This window comes from Hydrocoleum sp. CS-953 (assembly GCF_002260545.1).
Lineage (GTDB): Bacteria > Cyanobacteriota > Cyanobacteriia > Cyanobacteriales > Microcoleaceae > Trichodesmium.
The window spans coordinates 1-19597 of the sequence record NZ_LGSU01001488.1 but is presented as its reverse complement, the minus strand read 5'-3'; the positions used below and the strand labels follow the sequence as shown (position 1 = coordinate 19597).

General features: G+C 38.1%; 8 protein-coding genes and 3 pseudogenes. 6 read left to right on the top strand and 5 right to left on the bottom strand.

The genetic code is table 11. From position 1 onward, the window contains the following. Nucleotides 1-307 precede the first annotated feature (307 nt). From AFK68_RS35950 to AFK68_RS33080, 5 genes and pseudogenes are all read right to left on the bottom strand, one after another. A pseudogene (locus AFK68_RS35950) lies at nt 308-469 on the bottom strand (DUF3086 domain-containing protein); the annotation flags it as partial. Between the two features lies 1 nt (nt 470). Continuing rightward, a partial coding sequence (locus AFK68_RS33095; RefSeq protein WP_168186756.1) for a DUF3086 domain-containing protein occupies nt 471-1691 on the bottom strand: 1221 nt, incomplete at its 3' end. Nucleotides 1692-2027: 336 nt separating this feature from the next. Further along, on the bottom strand, nt 2028-2420 hold the full coding sequence (locus AFK68_RS33090; protein WP_094678531.1) for a DUF3119 family protein: 393 nt from the start codon (nt 2418-2420) through the stop codon (nt 2028-2030). A gap of 217 nt (nt 2421-2637) precedes the next feature. Continuing rightward, a pseudogene (locus AFK68_RS33085) lies at nt 2638-3033 on the bottom strand (ABC transporter permease); the annotation flags it as partial. Nucleotide 3034: 1 nt separating this feature from the next. Continuing rightward, the coding region (locus AFK68_RS33080; RefSeq protein WP_143438563.1) for an MlaE family lipid ABC transporter permease subunit at nt 3035-3596 on the bottom strand (562 nt) is incomplete at its 3' end. Between the two features lie 251 nt (nt 3597-3847). Between AFK68_RS33080 and AFK68_RS33075 the strand changes: the two genes are divergently transcribed. From AFK68_RS33075 to AFK68_RS33050, 6 genes and pseudogenes are all read left to right on the top strand, one after another. Continuing rightward, on the top strand, nt 3848-4135 hold the full coding sequence (locus tag AFK68_RS33075; RefSeq protein WP_094678527.1) for a hypothetical protein: 288 nt from the start codon (nt 3848-3850) through the stop codon (nt 4133-4135). A gap of 703 nt (nt 4136-4838) precedes the next feature. Then, a complete protein-coding gene (locus tag AFK68_RS33070; RefSeq protein ID WP_094678525.1) occupies nt 4839-5279 on the top strand; it encodes an Hsp20/alpha crystallin family protein in 441 nt (146 codons plus the stop codon). A gap of 229 nt (nt 5280-5508) precedes the next feature. Beyond that, entirely contained in the window at nt 5509-5949 is a 441-nt protein-coding gene (locus AFK68_RS33065; protein WP_094678523.1) for an Hsp20/alpha crystallin family protein, read from the top strand. A gap of 392 nt (nt 5950-6341) precedes the next feature. Next, a pseudogene (locus tag AFK68_RS47410) lies at nt 6342-10674 on the top strand (beta strand repeat-containing protein); the annotation flags it as partial. Between the two features lies 1 nt (nt 10675). Beyond that, nucleotides 10676-16780, top strand: a 6105-nt coding sequence (locus tag AFK68_RS33055; RefSeq protein WP_210407750.1) for a CHAT domain-containing protein, incomplete at its 5' end; no start/stop codon positions are given. 76 nt (nt 16781-16856) lie between these two features. Then, nucleotides 16857-19457 carry a CHAT domain-containing protein gene (locus AFK68_RS33050; protein ID WP_094678517.1) on the top strand — a complete coding sequence of 867 codons (2601 nt, stop codon included), beginning with the start codon at nt 16857-16859 and terminating at the stop codon, nt 19455-19457. Nucleotides 19458-19597 lie beyond the last annotated feature (140 nt).

Genomic DNA, 19597 nt, shown 5'->3' with positions numbered 1-19597 from the left:
TCCATAGATAGTTAGATAGAAATAGGGAAAGAAAATTAGAGATTTAAAAAACTCTTTCATTATCAATTATCCATTATCAATTATTAATTATCCATAGATAGTTAGATAGAAATAGGGAAAGAAAATTAGAGATTTAAAAAACTCTTTCATTATCAATTATCCATTATCAATTAGTAAGAGATTGTTAGGAAAAAAGTCCTAACAATTAGGAATAAAAAAGTTTCTCCCTTTTGCGCCGGTTCAATAACTCCTTCTTCCTTCTTCCTTCTTCCTTCTTCCTTCTTTCCTTCTTCCTTCTTCCTCTTAATTAAAACCTATCCATTGAGTTTTGAGAATTAGGTTCAGGAGCAAAAGCTAACCATAAAGGAAACTGTAACATAGAAAGACTAATTCTATCTTCCGTATCATCAATCACAATAATTGGTAACTTGCCCTGCTTAAGCAATCGGTCAGCCTTTTGGGCCAAAACNTGAGTTTTGAGAATTAGGTTCAGGAGCAAAAGCTAACCATAAAGGAAACTGTAACATAGAAAGACTAATTCTATCTTCCGTATCATCAATCACAATAATTGGTAACTTGCCCTGCTTAAGCAATCGGTCAGCCTTTTGGGCCAAAACCTCCGCATCCTCAAACAAAGCTACACCCCGGTCAGGACTAAAATCACGACGGTCAATCCCCAAACAATCCTGTAAACCCCGACGCCACTCTCCCAAACGCTCAGGAGAATTAGCCAAGACCAAAGCGCGTACCCTTGTATCATATAAATCTCTCAGTACAGAAATAATCGCCGAAGCAACCAAAATATTTTGTAACCGACTACCCATATTTCGCAGCGCACCACGACCACCCTGAGAGAAAAACCAATTGGAAACCCGTTCTGCATGGATCGGCTCAAATGTACGCCGTAATCTCCAAGGTGGGCCATAATAATCAGGCATATTCCGATATTCGTCAAGAATCTGGCGAATTTGTCTAGTTTGTTCCTCAAAACCCATTTCGGCAAATTTGGGATTTTCAGAATTTCTTGTAGATTTAGGAGTATCTTCCTTCACAGGAGTAGAATATTCCTCTGGCTGTGGGGCCAATTCTAACTGTTCAGCAGCAACAGCCAAATCCTGCAAACTTCCCACCAAATAATCTTTAAACCCCTGAATTCTAATTGCCAAATCCTGAGAAGCACCAGCAAAAGTAGTGCGCATCTCCTTTTGAATACGTTCTTTGCGACGCTCTAGTTTTTCTACCTCTACTTGCAATGTTTGTCTACGTTGTTCTAACTGACTTAAAGCTTCTGGCACTAAACGCCCTATAGCCTTAGTCTGGGCAATTACTTCTTGTTGTAATTTAGCCTTAGTTTCTTGTAGAGTAGCTATTTCTTCTTTTAAATTTTGTTCTTGCTGTTCAAGGTCAGTAACTTCTGAGGTCAATTCTTCTTCAATTTTCTCAACTGGCGGAGTTGTAGACTCCTCAGTCAAACTAGCAGAATCTATAGAATTATCTTCAACAAATGGAACGTATGCTACTTCAATTGGTTGATTTATATCAGGTTCATAAGACTCAGAAACTTCTGGATTTGTAGGAAGAGTTTTAGTTTCAATTTTTTCATCTAAGTCTGAAGCTGAAGGACTTATTTCATTTAAGGTATTAGATTTTTCTTTTTGTTCTTCTGGTTGTATTTCGTCTGGGTAAATCATGGAAAAAAATATGCAAAATTTCTACTATTAATTAGAGGGAAAAATAACCGCAGGTTTAGTGTAGCGATAGTAATTTCTGAAGTGGGAATAACCCAGAAAGAGTTTTGTTTTTCAAACCCAAAATTTTATATCTTCTCATTTAACTACTTATCAGCTTTTCCTAACGGAATGTTCCACAAACAGCATCTAGCTAGCCTCCTGGGTCGTAACTACGTTAACAGCTCAAAATTTAAGGGTTTAATTCCCCAATATATTTGAACAAGCGCCTAATACCTGTTCATGGGGTTTTAATCCTCCATTATACACCCTCCTAGAAGCTGATAGCTAAGTGCTACTTCAATCCTGATTTAAAGGAAAGTATTTTTCCAGGCAAGTTTGCAACATTTTAGGATCGAAAATAATTGGTAGAAAGTGGATACTCTTAACTTCTCTAAAATAGAACAGAATTGGGACAGGAGACCAGTATATTTCCCAATTGAGCCAATCTTGATAAGGAAAGTTTCGTAAAAGTTTATCTGAAAGGTATACTTCTAAGGCTGTTTCTGTAAATTTCAGACGGAGAATTAATGTTTCAACTAATAGAAAAATTCCTAGTATAGCGATCGCTAAACTTACCCACTTTTGTACAAATACCAAAGGTAATGCAGCAATTATTAGCACTAAAGGTATTTTATAACTAGGAGCAAGTTCAATAGTTTGTTTTGCTTCTGAGGTAGAAATAGTAGTCATGGCTTTATGTAAATTTATTAAAAGAGGGAGTAGGGAGTAGGGAGTAGGGAATAGGGGGAAATAATTGATGAATAAGAGTGTAATAATTAATTTTATTTTTTATTGTAAGAGATGTCTATTTTTACTTTCTCTCACTAAACTAAGAAAAATTCATAGTTTTTGATCTTGATTTAGTGATTTTATGACACTCTCTAATATTTTTTGACTCTTCTCTATTTTAAAGACCTTGCTTCATGGCCCCACCTAGACCTTGGAACATTCCCCAAGATAGAAAGAAATTAAAAATAAAGATAGATATTAAAGATGTCACAACTGCTGTAGTTGTAGATTTACCTACCCCCTTTGCCCCACCAGTAGTAGTTAAACCCCAACTTGTACCAATTACAGCAATTAAAACACCAAATATAACTGATTTAGTTAATCCACTACACAAATCCCAAATAGTTAGAAAATCCTGGACAGAATCTATATATATACTTCGGGGAATATCATATAGATTCACTGCAATTATTAGTCCACCAAGTATAGCAGCTACCAAACATAACAAAGTTAAGATTGGCATCATTACACCACAAGCAATAACTCTGGGAATAACTAAATAATCCACTGGATCNTAACTGATTTAGTTAATCCACTACACAAATCCCAAATAGTTAGAAAATCCTGGACAGAATCTATATATATACTTCGGGGAATATCATATAGATTCACTGCAATTATTAGTCCACCAAGTATAGCAGCTACCAAACATAACAAAGTTAAGATTGGCATCATTACACCACAAGCAATAACTCTGGGAATAACTAAATAATCCACTGGATCTGTTTTCAGGATATATAAAGCATCTATTTGCTCTGTCACCTTCATTGTGCCTATTTCTGCTGCAAATGCTGAACCCACTCGCCCTGCAACAACGACTGCTGTCAAGACAGGACCAAGTTCTCTAGTTAAAGTTAGAGCCAACATTCCCCCGACCATATTAGCTGTACCAAAAGCTACAAGTTCCCTGGCTACCTGAATAGTAAATACCATACCGACAAAACTAGCTGTCAATAAGACAATTAGTAGGGACTGTGGACCTACTATCGCCATTTGATCAATGGTATTACGACGATAAATTTTGCCCTTTAGCAAATGAACAACTACCTGGCCCGCTAAATATGTAGCAGCCAACATCCGTGGTCCCCATGACCCAAAAGTTAATCGAAAAGTAATCTTATTCAATAGAAATTAATAAATTAGAACAATAAATCAAACAATGAGAGAAATTTACCAATCTTCAACAAGATTTTTAAACCAAAATTGAAGTTTTCTGACAGATTTACCGATTTTAAGCGATCGCTCTCTATCTTAGAAATAAGTTAGCCTATTTGGTTAACTTGCTACTGAGGTGGCAGTTATATCTGGACTTATGGTTAATTATTATTATGGGTATTTTAACTGATTTGCTACGTTCTTTACTACTCACAACTATCTTTAGCTTTATAACTCCTATGATGTTGATTGGGGCTAGTTGGATGAGCTTTGCTTTAATTAGTCATCTTCCCAGTTTACAAAGAATTGGTCAATCTGGTATTGCCCAAATTTGGCAATTCTTAGCAACTTTCGGTAGTGGCCATCCCTGGCAAGGATGTTTAGTAATTGCTATTACTTGTAGTTTAGTGGGAGCGATGTTTGATACTTATGCGTTCTGTCAAAATCCACGAGGACATTAATTTTAGGGGTTGCTGAATCAAGGTATGAAAATAAAGATTGAATAATCTTAAGTATTTGTTATTCAATAGTTTAGTAATTACCAATAAATACAAATTATACCCACCCATCAGCAACGCCGAAAATCAAGTAAGGGGATATATTTCAGTTACTCTGCTAATTCCCTTACTACATTTATATTCATCCTCCATTCGTGTAGCATGATAACATAGTTATATTCTAATTTTGCTCCTCATACTAAAGATTAAGTAGGTAACCACGAAAAAATAAGGTATATAACAAAAAGTAGAATTATCAGAAATCTCTTCGCTTCAACGTTATGTTTCCTGCTTTCTGATAACCATGAATTTTAATACTGACTTACTTAGGTGCTAATAAGTAGATTTATTCAACCAAACGATAGTTGTACGGAAATCGCGATCGCATGGGAGGGAGGAACCGAATTCGATAATTTTTTCACTTTGATTACAATAAAGACAAGTTGAATAAAAATCAATTTACTTCAACTCAAATTTAAGCAAGGTTGTGGTGGAAAAAACTGGGAAAGTTTTGGATACTATATCCATCAAAAAACTCTAGTACGGCAATTGCGATCGCATCTTTCCCATTCACCACACTTACTCAACACAAAACCGAATCTAAAATAGAACACAGAAACAACAAATTAAATCAATACATAAAACATCTTTTTAGGAGGTAATAAATATGGCTATTGTTCGTTTTTCTCCCTGGCGTGAAGTTGATTCTTTGCAAAAAGAAATGAATCATTTATTTGATACTTTTGCTCCCACTTTCAATGGTGAAGAAAAAGGAATATCATTTACACCAGCAGCAGAAATTCACGAAAACCATGATTCTATTGATTTAAAACTGGAAATACCTGGTTTGGAGGCGAAAGATTTAGATGTACAAGTAACTGCCGAAGCAGTGGCAATTAAAGGAGAACGTCGCCAAGAAACTCAGACAGAAGAAGAAGGTATGACTCGTTCTGAATTTCGTTATGGTGCTTTCCAACGAGTAATTTCTCTACCTGCCCGGGTTCAAAATAACCAAGTAAAAGCTGACTACAAAGATGGTATTTTACATCTACATTTACCCAAAGCTGAAGCTGAGAAAAATAAAGTTGTGAAAGTAAGTATTGACTAAATTTTAGCTAAATATTAAACAAGAAACCGGGTTAATCAACTCGTAATCTTAAAAGAAATAATCAGGGTAATAAACCCGGTTTTTCCCTAAGTCTAATAAAAAAGTACGGAAATTGCGATTGCATCTTTCCCATTCACCACACTTACTTAACACAAAACCGAATCTAAAATAGGAACAGAAACAACAAATTAAATCAATATATAAAACATCGTTTTAGGAGGTAATAAATATGTCTATTGTTCGTTTTCATCCCTGGCGTGAAATAGACTCTTTGCAAAAAGAAATGAATCGTTTATTTGATACTTTCGCTCCAACTTTCAATGGTGAAGAAAAAGGCATGGCATTTACACCAGCAGCAGAAATACATGAAAACCATGATTCTATTGATTTAAAACTGGAAATCCCAGGTTTAGAAGCGAAAGATTTAGATGTACAAGTAACTGCCGAAGCAGTGGCAATTAAAGGAGAACGTCGTCAAGAAACTAAGACAGAAGAAGAAGGTATGACTCGTTCTGAATTTCGTTATGGTAGTTTCCAACGAGTAATTTCTCTACCTGTGAGGGTTCAAAATGACCAAGTAAAAGCTGACTACAAAGATGGTATTTTACATCTACATTTACCTAAAGCTGAAGCTGAGAAAAATAAAGTTGTCAAAGTAAATATTGACTAAGTTTTAGCTAAAAATTAAACAAGAAACCGGATTTATAAACTCGTAATTTTAAAACAAATAACTAGGGTAATAAACCCGGTTTCTACCTGGAGTAGTTTTCATGTCAATGAACTACATAAATAAAATGATAATTCTGTAGGAAAGTTGCGTACAACTTCCCTATTTTGTATTCTGCTAAAATGAAAAGCGCTGTAATCACCATTACAGCGCTTTTCAGATACATAAACCAAATCATCACAACCAAAACCTTGTAGGGACGTTCCATGGAACGTCCCTACTGTTCATTTTGACTTCTGAATGCTGATTATTTTGGTAACTGATAGAATGGAAAAGATATACTGGAGCTAATCATAATTATTTTTTTCAGAAAAAGTAAATACTCAGTCAATTAGATGAAGCTATTAACATTACATCTTTATCCTCTGATGGCCTTTGTTTCTCTATTGGGAACAGTCGCCATCCCTGCTTATAGTCAACCTATTATCCCAGCAACAGACGGTACAGGAACTACAGTCAACCAAAACGGCAACCAATTTAATATCCAAGGTGGCACTCCCAGCAGCAACGGTGCAAACCTATTTCATAGTTTTAGCCAATTTAACGTTGAATCTAATCAAACCGCAAATTTCCTTACAACTCCAGACATTCGCAACATTCTGGGTAGAGTCACAGGAGGAAATGCTTCTACTATAAATGGCTTAATTCAAGTAGTTGGTGGGAACTCAAATCTCTTCTTAATGAACCCCGCCGGAATAATATTTGGCCCTAATGCTACCCTCAATGTGCCCGCTTCCTTTAGTGTTACTACTGCCACAGGTATAGGTTTCAACGACAATAACTTCTGGTTTAAAGCAATGGGTACAAATAACTACTCAAATTTAGTAGGTAATCCCAGTGGTTATCATTTTGATGTCTCTAACCCAGGCGCTATAGTTAATGAGGGAAACTTAAGTTTAAATCCAGGAAACAATCTTACTCTCCTTGGCGGTACAGTTGTCAATACAGGTGAACTATCTACGGCAGGTGGAAACATTACCATCGCTGCAGTTAATGGTGGGGATACCTTGCGGATCTCTCAAGCAGGCCATGTTTTGAGTTTAGATATATCACCTTCTTCTGCACATTTATCGGGGCAGTCAATTACACCATTATCACTAGCACAGTTGTTAACAGGTGGCGAAACAAATGATGCCTCATCTGTGGTAGTAGATGCTCAAGGTAATTTAGTTTTAACAGGTACAGAAGGATTAGCAGTTGCCTCTGGAAATATTGATGTATCAAATTCCTCTGATCAAGGAAGCGGTGGACAAATTAATGTGTTGGGCGATCGCGTGGCAGTTATTGATGCAAATATTCAGGCCAATGGTTTAAATGGTGGAGGAAGAATATTAATTGGAGGCGACTTTCAAGGTGATGGAATTGGGAACAATTCTCAGCAAACTTTTGTTAACAATAACTCTTTTATTTCTGCGGATAGTATTAATAATGGAAACGGCGGTCAAGTCATAATTTGGTCAGATGATACGACTAATTTTGCAGGAAATATTAGTGCTAAAGGAGGAGAATTTTTTGGTGATGGAGGGTTTGTTGAAATATCTGGCAAACAAGAATTAATTTTTGATGGAAATGTTAATGTTAGTGCAGCATTAGGAGAAGCAGGAACAATATTATTTGACCCGAAAAATATAATTATTGGAGCCAAAACACCGAATCAAAATGAAGGAGATAATCAGACATTTTCTGCTACAGAAATAGAAGGTTTAGATGGTGAAATTATTCTTCAAGCTGATAATGATATAACTGTTAATCAACCAATAGAAACTTCTGACTCTATAGAATTAACAGCAGGAAGAAGTATTAATCTAAATGCCGATATAAATACATCCAGTGGTAATAGTAATATTAGTCTTTTTGGTAATGATGATGGAGCCGATATTAATAATCGCGAACCAGGAGCAGGTTCTATTAATCAAGCAGAAGGAACAACATTAAATTCAGGTAGTGGGGATATTACAATTCTACTAGGAAGTTTAGGAGAAAATGGTGATATAAATCTGGCTAATTTAACTACTACTGGTCAACTATTAGTTAATGCTAATCGAGGAAATATTAGACGAGTTTCTCCTAATTCTTTAATTACTGCCGACCGAGCAATATTTCAAACTGAAAGTATTGGTGGTGTAGGTTTAACTGAAGCTCCCTTGCGTATAGATGTAAATAACTTAGAAGTATTCATAGGAGAAAAAGGGCTATTTCTGGAGTCAATAAATAATTTAACTATTGGTGGAGTTAGTGAAGAAGTAGAAGGTATTTCAACTTTTGATGGCGGGGATATTGAAATAAGTATTAATGGGAATTTGACTTTAACTGAAAGGATAATTACATCAACTCCTGATAGCCAACCAGGCAATATTACTATTTCTAGTAGTGGGAATATTGATACTACTCAAACCACCCTTGACGCCAATTCAGCATCAACCAGTGGTGGGGATGTTTTTCTTAGTGCTGATGGTGATATTAAAACAGGTGAAATTAATGTTTCCACAGGAGGTAATAATAGAGGTGGGAACGTTACCATAAATAGTGGTGGTGAAGTTGATACAACTGCCAATGAAATATTTTCTGGTTCTTTGCAAGGGAGTGGTGGAAATGTTGCTATTACAAGTAATGGGGATTTAAAAACAGGTAATATTGACTCCCGTTCAGATGGTAGTAGTAATGGTGGAGATATTACCCTGGAAAGTACAGGTGGTAATATTGATACCAGTAGTGGAGAATTATCTTCTTATTCCGTTGGGGGTGATGCAGGAAATGTCAGTATTACCAGTCAGGGGAATATTAAAACTAGAGACATATTTTCTTCCGCAGGCGAACCATTGGATGTAGATGGAGACTTAGAAAATTCGACTAATACTAACTCTAATCAAAATGGTACTGGTAGTGGAGGGGATATTACTCTGACAGCAGGAGGAACTATTGATACTAGCGCCGGAACTCTAGAATCATTTTCTCGTCTTGGCGCTGGAGGTATAGTTAGCATTACCAGCAAAGGCGATATTGCTACAGGGGGAGTTTTTTCCACTGCTGGTGAACCGATGGCAGGTGCTAGCGTAACTACAGGAACAACACAGACAGAAATAAATAGTAGTAATAGCGGTAATATTACTATTGAAAGTACAGAAGGAGCAGTAACTACCACAGCAGAAATAGACACTGCTGCCGTTAGCGGAAATGCTGGAAGTGTAACTATTAAAGCTTTTGGAGATATTAAGACTGAAAATATTGAATCATCAACATTTGCTGGTGATGGTGGAGATGTCACGATAGAGAGTACCAATGGGAGTATTGATACTACTGGAGTCGCAGGGAATGCAGAAATATTTTCTCTTTCTATTCAGGGAAATGCTGGAAATGTAAATGTTAAAAGTAATGAGAATTTAATCACAGGTAATATTACGTCTAATTCAGAAAATGGTCGGGGTGGGAATATTAGTCTAGAAAGTACAGGTGGAAATGTTGATACCAGTCTTGGTGAATTAGGTTCTTTTTCCGATACAGGAGATGCGGGAAATGTGAAGATAAAAAGTTTTAGCGATCTGAAAACAGGTAAAATTAATTCTGTGACAATAGCAGGTACAGGTGGAGATATTACCCTGGAAAGTACAGGTGGAAGTGTTGATACAACTATAGGTGAAATATTTTCTGCTGCTACTGACGGGAATGCAGGAAATGTTGCCATAACGAGTAATAATGATTTAATAACAGGTGCTATTGACTCTAATTCAACTAATGGTCAAGGTGGGAGTGTTACTCTGGAAAGTACAAGTGGAAATGTTAATACCAGTGGTGGTTTCTTAAGTTCTTTTTCCCAAACAGAAAATGCTGGAGATGTCAATATCAAAAGTTTTGGTGATTTGATAACAGGTGGTATTGACTCCAGTTCGGATGGTAATGGTCGAGGTGGGAATATTACTCTAGAAAGTATAGGTGGAAATATTAATAGCAGTGCTGGTGAACTCGCCTCCTCTTCCCGTAGTGGAAATGCAGGAACTGTCAGTCTTACCAGTGATGGCAATATCACAACTGGAAATATTTCTTCTTTTGCTGGTCGAGACTTTGGAGAAGCAGAAGACTCAGAAAATTCTGGTAGTGGTGATGGAGGAAGTATTATCCTAAAAGCAGAGGGAACTATTGATACTACTGCCGGAACTGAGGGTGAATCAAATCTAGAATCATTTTCTCGTGACGGTTCAGGTGGCAATATAATTATAGAAGCAAAAGGTGACATTACTACAGACAGAATTCTTTCTAGTGCTGGAGACCCGGACAATGGTAACATCCTAGCAGCAATAACACAGACGGAGGAAAATGTTGCTAGTAGTGGTGATATTAGTATTAAAAGTACAGAAGGATCGGTAACTACCACAGCAGCAATAAATAGTTTTGCCACTACTGGTGATGGTGGTAGTGTCACTGTGGAAAGTTTTACCGATCTTAATATAGGTAATGAGATTAATTCCCGTAGCGATGTCGATGGTGCTGGTGGAAATATTATTCTAGAAAGTCAAACAGGTGCTATTACTATCGAAGGTGAGTTATCCTCCTTTTCTCAATTAGGAAATGCTGGAGGTGTGAATATTACCAGTAGTGGTAATCTCACGACAAGTGATATAGACTCTCGTTCAAATGGTAGTGGTCAAGGTGGGAGTATTAACCTCGAAAGTANGAATTAGGAAATGCGGGAGGTGTAAATATTATTAGTAGTGGTAATCTCACGACAAGTGATATAGACTCTCGTTCAAATGGTAGTGGTCAAGGTGGGAGTATTAACCTCGAAAGTACAGACGGAAATGTTGATACCAGTATTGGTGAGTTATCTTCTTTTTCGGAATTAGGAAATGCGGGAGGTGTAAATATTATTAGTAGTGGTAATCTCACGACAAGTGATATAGACTCCCGTTCAAAAGGTAATGGTCAAGGTGGGAGTATTAACCTCGAAAGTACAGGTGGAAATGTTGATACCAGTAGTGGTGAGTTATCTTCCTTTTCCGAATTAGGAAATGCTGGAGGTGTGAATATTACCAGTAGTGGAAATTTGACAACAGGTAGTATTGACTCCCGTTCAAAAGGTAATGGTCAAGGTGGGAGTATTAACCTCGAAAGTACAGGTGGAAATGTTGATACCAGTGATGGTGAGTTATCTTCCTTTTCACAATTAGGAAATGCGGGAAATGTAAATATTATCAGTAATACGGATTTGATAACAGGTACTATTAACTCTCGTTCAGAAGGTAATGGTCAAGGAGGAGATGTTACTCTAACAGCTAAAGGTAAGATAGATGCAGGATCTGTAGAATCATTTTCTCGCCAAGGTACAGGGGGCGATATTACTATTATTGGTGATGGCGATATTAATATTAGTAGTAATCAAACAGATGATGAGGAAGCAGGTATTAATTCCCGCGCTGGAACTAGCAGTGATGGTGGTAATATTGAAATCAAAAGTCAAACAGGTAACGTTACTATCAATAGTGAGTTATCTTCTTCATCCCAAACAGGTAATGGTGGGAATATAAAGATTTCCGCAGGCGGAGATATTAATACAACCAGTGGTGAATTAGGTTCTTTCAGTGGTGAAGAAATAAATCAAAACCAAAACTCACAAACCCTAGCAGGGCAAAACCAAGGAGGTCAAGGTGGAGATATTACTCTAGAAGCTGAAGGTAAAATAGATGCAGGAGTTTTACAGTCATTCTCTCGTGAAGGTTCGGGGGGTAGTATTACCCTCAAAGCTAAGGGTAATATTACTACCACAAGTGAAATTATTTCTTCTGCAGCAGACCCAGAAGATAGACCTGCTGTAGGAGGAGAAAATTCAGGAAATCAGACTATAACTCAGTCTCAAGTTGAGGAACCAACAAGTAGACAAAGCGGTAATATTCGTATCGAAAGTACAGAGGGTACGGTGAAAACTCAAGGAGAAATTATTTCCTATAGTAATCAAGGAAATGCGGGTAAGATTGATGTTATTGGTAATAGTGAAGTTAATATTGGTAATGAAGCGACTATTGACTCTCGTGCTGATAGTAGTGGTAATGGTGGTTCCATTAAAATTGAAAGTAAAACAGGCGCTATAACTATCAATAGTGAGCTGTCTTCCTCATCCCAAACAGGTGAAGGTGGTTCAGTAGAGATTAGAGCAATAGGTAATATCACATCAGGAACAATTTCTTCCTTTTCAGAAGGTAATGGTAACGGTGGCAATATTACCCTCGAAAGTACAGGTGGAGATATTAATACAACCAGTGGTGAATTAGGTTCTTTCAGTGGTGAAGAAATAGATGAAACCCCTGGTTCACAAACATTCGCGGGAGGAAACCAAGGTGGTCAAGGTGGAAATATTACTCTAGAAGCTGAAGGTAATATAGATGTAGGAGATATAGAGTCATTTTCTCGTGAAGGTTCAGGGGGAAGTATAACCCTTGAAGCTAAAGGCAATATTACTACCACAAATGAAATAATTTCCTCTGCAGCAGACCCAGAAGAGAGACCTGCTGTGGGAGGAGAAAATTCAGGAAATCAGACCATAACTCAGTCTCAGGTTGAGGAACCAACAGGTAGACAAAGCGGTAATATTCGTATCGAAAGTAAAGAGGGTACGGTGAAAACTCAAGGAGAAATTATTTCCTATAGCAATGACGGACCAGGGGGAAATATTAGTATTATCGGTGATGGTGATATTGATATTCGTACAGGAGCTATTGACTCCCGTACTGATAGCACCAATAGGACTAATGGTGGTGAGATTTTTATAGAAAGTAAAACAGGTAATATTACTATCGAAGGTGAGTTATCTTCTTCATCCCAAACAGGTAAAGGCGGTGATATAGATATTAATGCCCCTGGTGATATCACATCAGAAGCAATTTCTTCCTATTCAGACGGTAATGGTGATGGTGGTGCAATTAATATTACTAGCACTCAAGGCAATTTAACAATAGGTGAGATACTTTCCTCTAGTGGCGAACCTATAGCTCAGAGAGCGCAAAACCCGGAGCCAACAAATTCTAACTCTGGAGAAAATACTACTGGTGGGGGTGGAGCTATTACTCTCAAAGCTGATGAAGGTAATATAACGGTAGGAGATATAGAGTCATTTTCTCGTCAAGGTGCAGCAGGAGATATCAGTGTCAGTGCCAAAGGTAATATTATTACAGATGCTATTATTTCCTCAGCAGGAGACCCCGAAAATATTCCATCCCCTGGAAGAAATTCAGATAATGCTACTAGAACTCAGTCTCAAGTGGAAGAACAAAATAATCGTCCAGCAGGTGGTGATATTAGTATTATAAGTACAGAAGGCACAGTGACCACTAACGCCGAAATCACTTCCTATAGTGATAAAGGAAACGGGGGTAACATTAGTATTTTCAGTCAAGGCGATATTAGAATTATTACTGACAGCACTCCTAAAACGAACGCTGCTAATATTGACTCCCGTTCTGATGGCACAAGTGGCAGTGGCGGTAACATTATGCTCGAAAGTCAAACAGGTATTATTGATGCTCCAGGTGAGTTTGCTTCTTCTTCACAAACAGGTAACGGTGGTAATGTGGAGATTTTCGCCCCTGGTAATATCCAAGTGGAAACGATTTTATCCTTTTCAGAAGGTGATGGTAACGGTGGAGATGTTAATATTACAGGTGATAGTAGTATCCAAACAGGAACCATAGCATCATTTACCGCAGGTAGTGGTAATAGTGGCAATATTTCTATTTTTGCGGATGGTGCAATAGATACGAGTGTTGGTCAGCTATTATCTTTTTCCGCAGAAGGGGAAGGGGGAAATGTCACCCTTAGCGCTACAGAAAATATTACTACAGGTTTTATCGAAAGCTTTAGCGGTGGTGGAACAAGGGGTGGTAATATTACTCTGGAAACGACTAATGGAAATATTGATACCACTGTAGGACCTTTAGATGTAGCTATTGATCTTGATATTGATATCGTTGGATTATCATTAGGCGCAGAAGCAAATATTTCTACTGATGCTGATGTATCTTCACCAGATGTCGCTACTATCTTTGCAGAGGAACGGGCTAACTTGAGTTCCTCTGCTCCTGAAGGTACTGGAGGCAACATTTTGATTATTCAGCAAGGTCAGGGTGAGATTACTACTAGCAATATTAGTTCTTTTGGTGGAGAAGATAGTGGATCTGTTAATATTATCAACAATGACGGCAATATCAACACGGGGGTTATTTTTTCAACGGCTATCAATGGTACAGGCGGTCAAATTTCTCTGGAAACTATGAATAACGGCGACCTGAATATTAATCATATTGCTACTTATGCTGATACTGAAAATGGTGTAGGAGGTGATATTAGTCTGGATGCTAGTGGTGTTGTCAATATTAATAACATCGCATCTTTTGGTAATGCGGGTAGTGGAGATGTGACTATTCAAAGTAGTAGCGGTAGTATTAATACAGGCACAATTCAAACTCGCGCCCCCAATGGTACCAGTGGAAATATTACTTTGAATACTTTTAGCACTCAAGGTGATATTAGAACTGCAAGTGTCACTACCCAAGGGGGAGCAGCAGCAGGTCAAGTTGAAATTATTGCTACTGACGGTTCTGTAACAACTGAAGATTTAGAATCTAGTTCTGAGTCGGGAAGCGCCGGAGGAATAAATGTGGTGGCGGGAGAAGATATTGAGACGGGAGACCAAACTGTTGATAGTGCAACTGGTGATGCCACTATTAATAATGAAGCGGGAGGTGATATTACGACGGGAGACCAAACAGCTATTACTTCTGTAGGTGATGCTACTATTAATAATGTAGCAGGAGGGGATATTACTACGGGAGACCAAACAGCTATTACTGGAGAGGGTGATGCCACTATTAATAATGAAGCTGGAAGGGATATCACGACGGGAGACCAAACAGCTATTACTGGAGAGGGTGATGCCACTATTAATAATGTGACAGGTGGCGATATTACTACGGGAGACCAAACAGCTATTACTTCTGTAGGTGATGCCACTATTAATAATGAAGCAGGTGGCAATATTATTACGGGAGACCAAACAGCTATTACTTCTGTAGGTGATGCCACTATTAATAATGTGACAGGTGGCGATATTACTACTGGAGATATTACTGGTATAGGGGATATCACAAATATCATCAATCAACCAGGTGGAGAACTTAATACTGGTGAAATCATCCAAATTAATCCATCTCCATCAATACCAATAGAGAATATTTTGCCACAACTATTACCTCAGACATCAGTAACTCCAGGTAATTTATCTAACCTGACGCAACTGCCAGTAACTCCAGGTAATTTACCTAACCTGACGCAACTGCCAATAACTCAAACTCCCATAAATCAAAATATTCCCCCATCTAATAATCAAGTATTAAATCCTGTTACTACTCAAATTATTGAGTCAGTGCAAGGTAATAGCACCATCACAACCACTAATAACCCTAATCTCCCAAACCAAGAGAGCGATCGCCAGAAAGTCAACATCAACACAGATACCACTACCGCTTTAGAAAACATCAATATTGTGAATAGCACACCCCTAACTGTAGCTGCCAATTCCCAAACATTGATAACGATAGAACAAACTCGCAACGATGAATTTGAGGACTACTTTGAGTCAGACCTATCAAATCAAATTACATCGACACAGAATATTCGGGAAGTGCTAATTGATATTGCCCGTCAAACAGGTAACAACTCAGCAATTATTTATGTCACTGCTTACCCAGATGCACTACAACTGGTATTATATACACCAGGTAGCGACCCTATTCTCAAAACCATTCCCAACACCAACCGCAAAGAACTAATGAAAGCTGTGTTAACGCTACGCGCACAAATTACAAATCCCGCCCGTCGTTATACGAATAGCTATCTACCACCAGCCCAAAAATTATATAATTGGCTCATTGCACCAATATTAGCAGAACTAGAAGCAGCCAATATTGATACCCTACTATTCAGTATGGATGAAGGTTTGCGTGCTTTACCTGTAGCAGTATTACACGATGGGGAACAATTTCTAGTAGAAAAATATAGTCTCAGTTTAATTCCCAGTGTGAGCTTAATGGATACCAACTACCGACCACTTCAAGATACTCAAGTATTAGCAATGGGAGCGAGTGAATTCATTGAGCAAAGTGCATTACCAGCAGTACCCACAGAGTTAGAAACAATTTCTCAAAAGTTATGGCAAGGCAGCAAATTCATCAATGAAGAATTTACCCGGAATAACCTATTAGCTCAACGAGAAAATTATTCCTATCCCATCATTCACCTAGCCACTCATGCAGAATTTAAACCAGGAAAAGCAAATAATTCTTATATTCAGCTCTGGGGAGACGAACAACTAAAATTAGACCAAATTAGGGAGTTGGGTTGGAATGAACCAGCAGTAGAATTGTTAGTATTATCCGCTTGTCGCACCGCCTTCGGAGACAAAAATGCCGAATTAGGATTTGCGGGGTTAGCAGTAGCAGCAGGAGTGAAGTCAGCTTTGGCAAGTATTTGGTATGTGAGTGATGAAGGAACATTAGGCTTGATGACAGAATTTTATGTTCATTTGAATAATGCCAAAATTAAAGCAGAAGCACTCAGACAGGCGCAGTTAGCAATGTTGCGAGGGGAAGTAGTTATTGCAGAAGGGGAGTTAAGGGGACCAGGTATTCGTGGTGCAGTGGTGTTACCGCCAGCGTTAGGGAAGTTTGAAAATAAAAACTTATCTCATCCTTATTATTGGTCAGGGTTTATGATGATTGGTAGTCCTTGGTAATTAATAATGGATAATGGATAATGGATAATGGATAATGGATAATGGATAATGGATAATTGATAATGGATAATGGATAATGGATAACGGCAATATCAACACGGGGGTTATTTTTTCAACGGCTATCAATGGTACAGGCGGTCAAATTTCTCTGGAAACTATGAATAACGGCGACCTGAATATTAATCATATTGCTACTTATGCTGATACTGAAAATGGTGTAGGAGGTGATATTAGTCTGGATGCTAGTGGTGTTGTCAATATTAATAACATCGCATCTTTTGGTAATGCGGGTAGTGGAGATGTGACTATTCAAAGTAGTAGCGGTAGTATTAATACAGGCACAATTCAAACTCGCGCCCCCAATGGTACCAGTGGAAATATTACTTTGAATACTTTTAGCACTCAAGGTGATATTAGAACTGCAAGTGTCACTACCCAAGGGGGAGCAGCAGCAGGTCAAGTTGAAATTATTGCTACTGACGGTTCTGTAACAACTGAAGATTTAGAATCTAGTTCTGAGTCGGGAAGCGCCGGAGGAATAAATGTGGTGGCGGGAGAAGATATTGAGACGGGAGACCAAACTGTTGATAGTGCAACTGGTGATGCCACTATTAATAATGAAGCGGGAGGTGATATTACGACGGGAGACCAAACAGCTATTACTTCTGTAGGTGATGCTACTATTAATAATGTAGCAGGAGGGGATATTACTACGGGAGACCAAACAGCTATTACTGGAGAGGGTGATGCCACTATTAATAATGAAGCTGGAAGGGATATCACGACGGGAGACCAAACAGCTATTACTGGAGAGGGTGATGCCACTATTAATAATGTGACAGGTGGCGATATTACTACGGGAGACCAAACAGCTATTACTTCTGTAGGTGATGCCACTATTAATAATGAAGCAGGTGGCAATATTATTACGGGAGACCAAACAGCTATTACTTCTGTAGGTGATGCCACTATTAATAATGTGACAGGTGGCGATATTACTACTGGAGATATTACTGGTATAGGGGATATCACAAATATCATCAATCAACCAGGTGGAGAACTTAATACTGGTGAAATCATCCAAATTAATCCATCTCCATCAATACCAATAGAGAATATTTTGCCACAACTATTACCTCAGACATCAGTAACTCCAGGTAATTTATCTAACCTGACGCAACTGCCAGTAACTCCAGGTAATTTACCTAACCTGACGCAACTGCCAATAACTCAAACTCCCATAAATCAAAATATTCCCCCATCTAATAATCAAGTATTAAATCCTGTTACTACTCAAATTATTGAGTCAGTGCAAGGTAATAGCACCATCACAACCACTAATAACCCTAATCTCCCAAACCAAGAGAGCGATCGCCAGAAAGTCAACATCAACACAGATACCACTACCGCTTTAGAAAACATCAATATTGTGAATAGCACACCCCTAACTGTAGCTGCCAATTCCCAAACATTGATAACGATAGAACAAACTCGCAACGATGAATTTGAGGACTACTTTGAGTCAGACCTATCAAATCAAATTACATCGACACAGAATATTCGGGAAGTGCTAATTGATATTGCCCGTCAAACAGGTAACAACTCAGCAATTATTTATGTCACTGCTTACCCAGATGCACTACAACTGGTATTATATACACCAGGTAGCGACCCTATTCTCAAAACCATTCCCAACACCAACCGCAAAGAACTAATGAAAGCTGTGTTAACGCTACGCGCACAAATTACAAATCCCGCCCGTCGTTATACGAATAGCTATCTACCACCAGCCCAAAAATTATATAATTGGCTCATTGCACCAATATTAGCAGAACTAGAAGCAGCCAATATTGATACCCTACTATTCAGTATGGATGAAGGTTTGCGTGCTTTACCTGTAGCAGTATTACACGATGGGGAACAATTTCTAGTAGAAAAATATAGTCTCAGTTTAATTCCCAGTGTGAGCTTAATGGATACCAACTACCGACCACTTCAAGATACTCAAGTATTAGCAATGGGAGCGAGTGAATTCATTGAGCAAAGTGCATTACCAGCAGTACCCACAGAGTTAGAAACAATTTCTCAAAAGTTATGGCAAGGCAGCAAATTCATCAATGAAGAATTTACCCGGAATAACCTATTAGCTCAACGAGAAAATTATTCCTATCCCATCATTCACCTAGCCACTCATGCAGAATTTAAACCAGGAAAAGCAAATAATTCTTATATTCAGCTCTGGGGAGACGAACAACTAAAATTAGACCAAATTAGGGAGTTGGGTTGGAATGAACCAGCAGTAGAATTGTTAGTATTATCCGCTTGTCGCACCGCCTTCGGAGACAAAAATGCCGAATTAGGATTTGCGGGGTTAGCAGTAGCAGCAGGAGTGAAGTCAGCTTTGGCAAGTATTTGGTATGTGAGTGATGAAGGAACATTAGGCTTGATGACAGAATTTTATGTTCATTTGAATAATGCCAAAATTAAAGCAGAAGCACTCAGACAGGCGCAGTTAGCAATGTTGCGAGGGGAAGTAGTTATTGCAGAAGGGGAGTTAAGGGGACCAGGTATTCGTGGTGCAGTGGTGTTACCGCCAGCGTTAGGGAAGTTTGAAAATAAAAACTTATCTCATCCTTATTATTGGTCAGGGTTTATGATGATTGGTAGTCCTTGGTAATTAATAATGGATAATGGATAATGGATAATGGATAATGGATAATGGATAATGGATAATTGATAATGGATAATGGATAATGGATAATTGATAATGGATAATTGATAATGGATAATTGATAATTAATTAATCCGGTTTAAAGC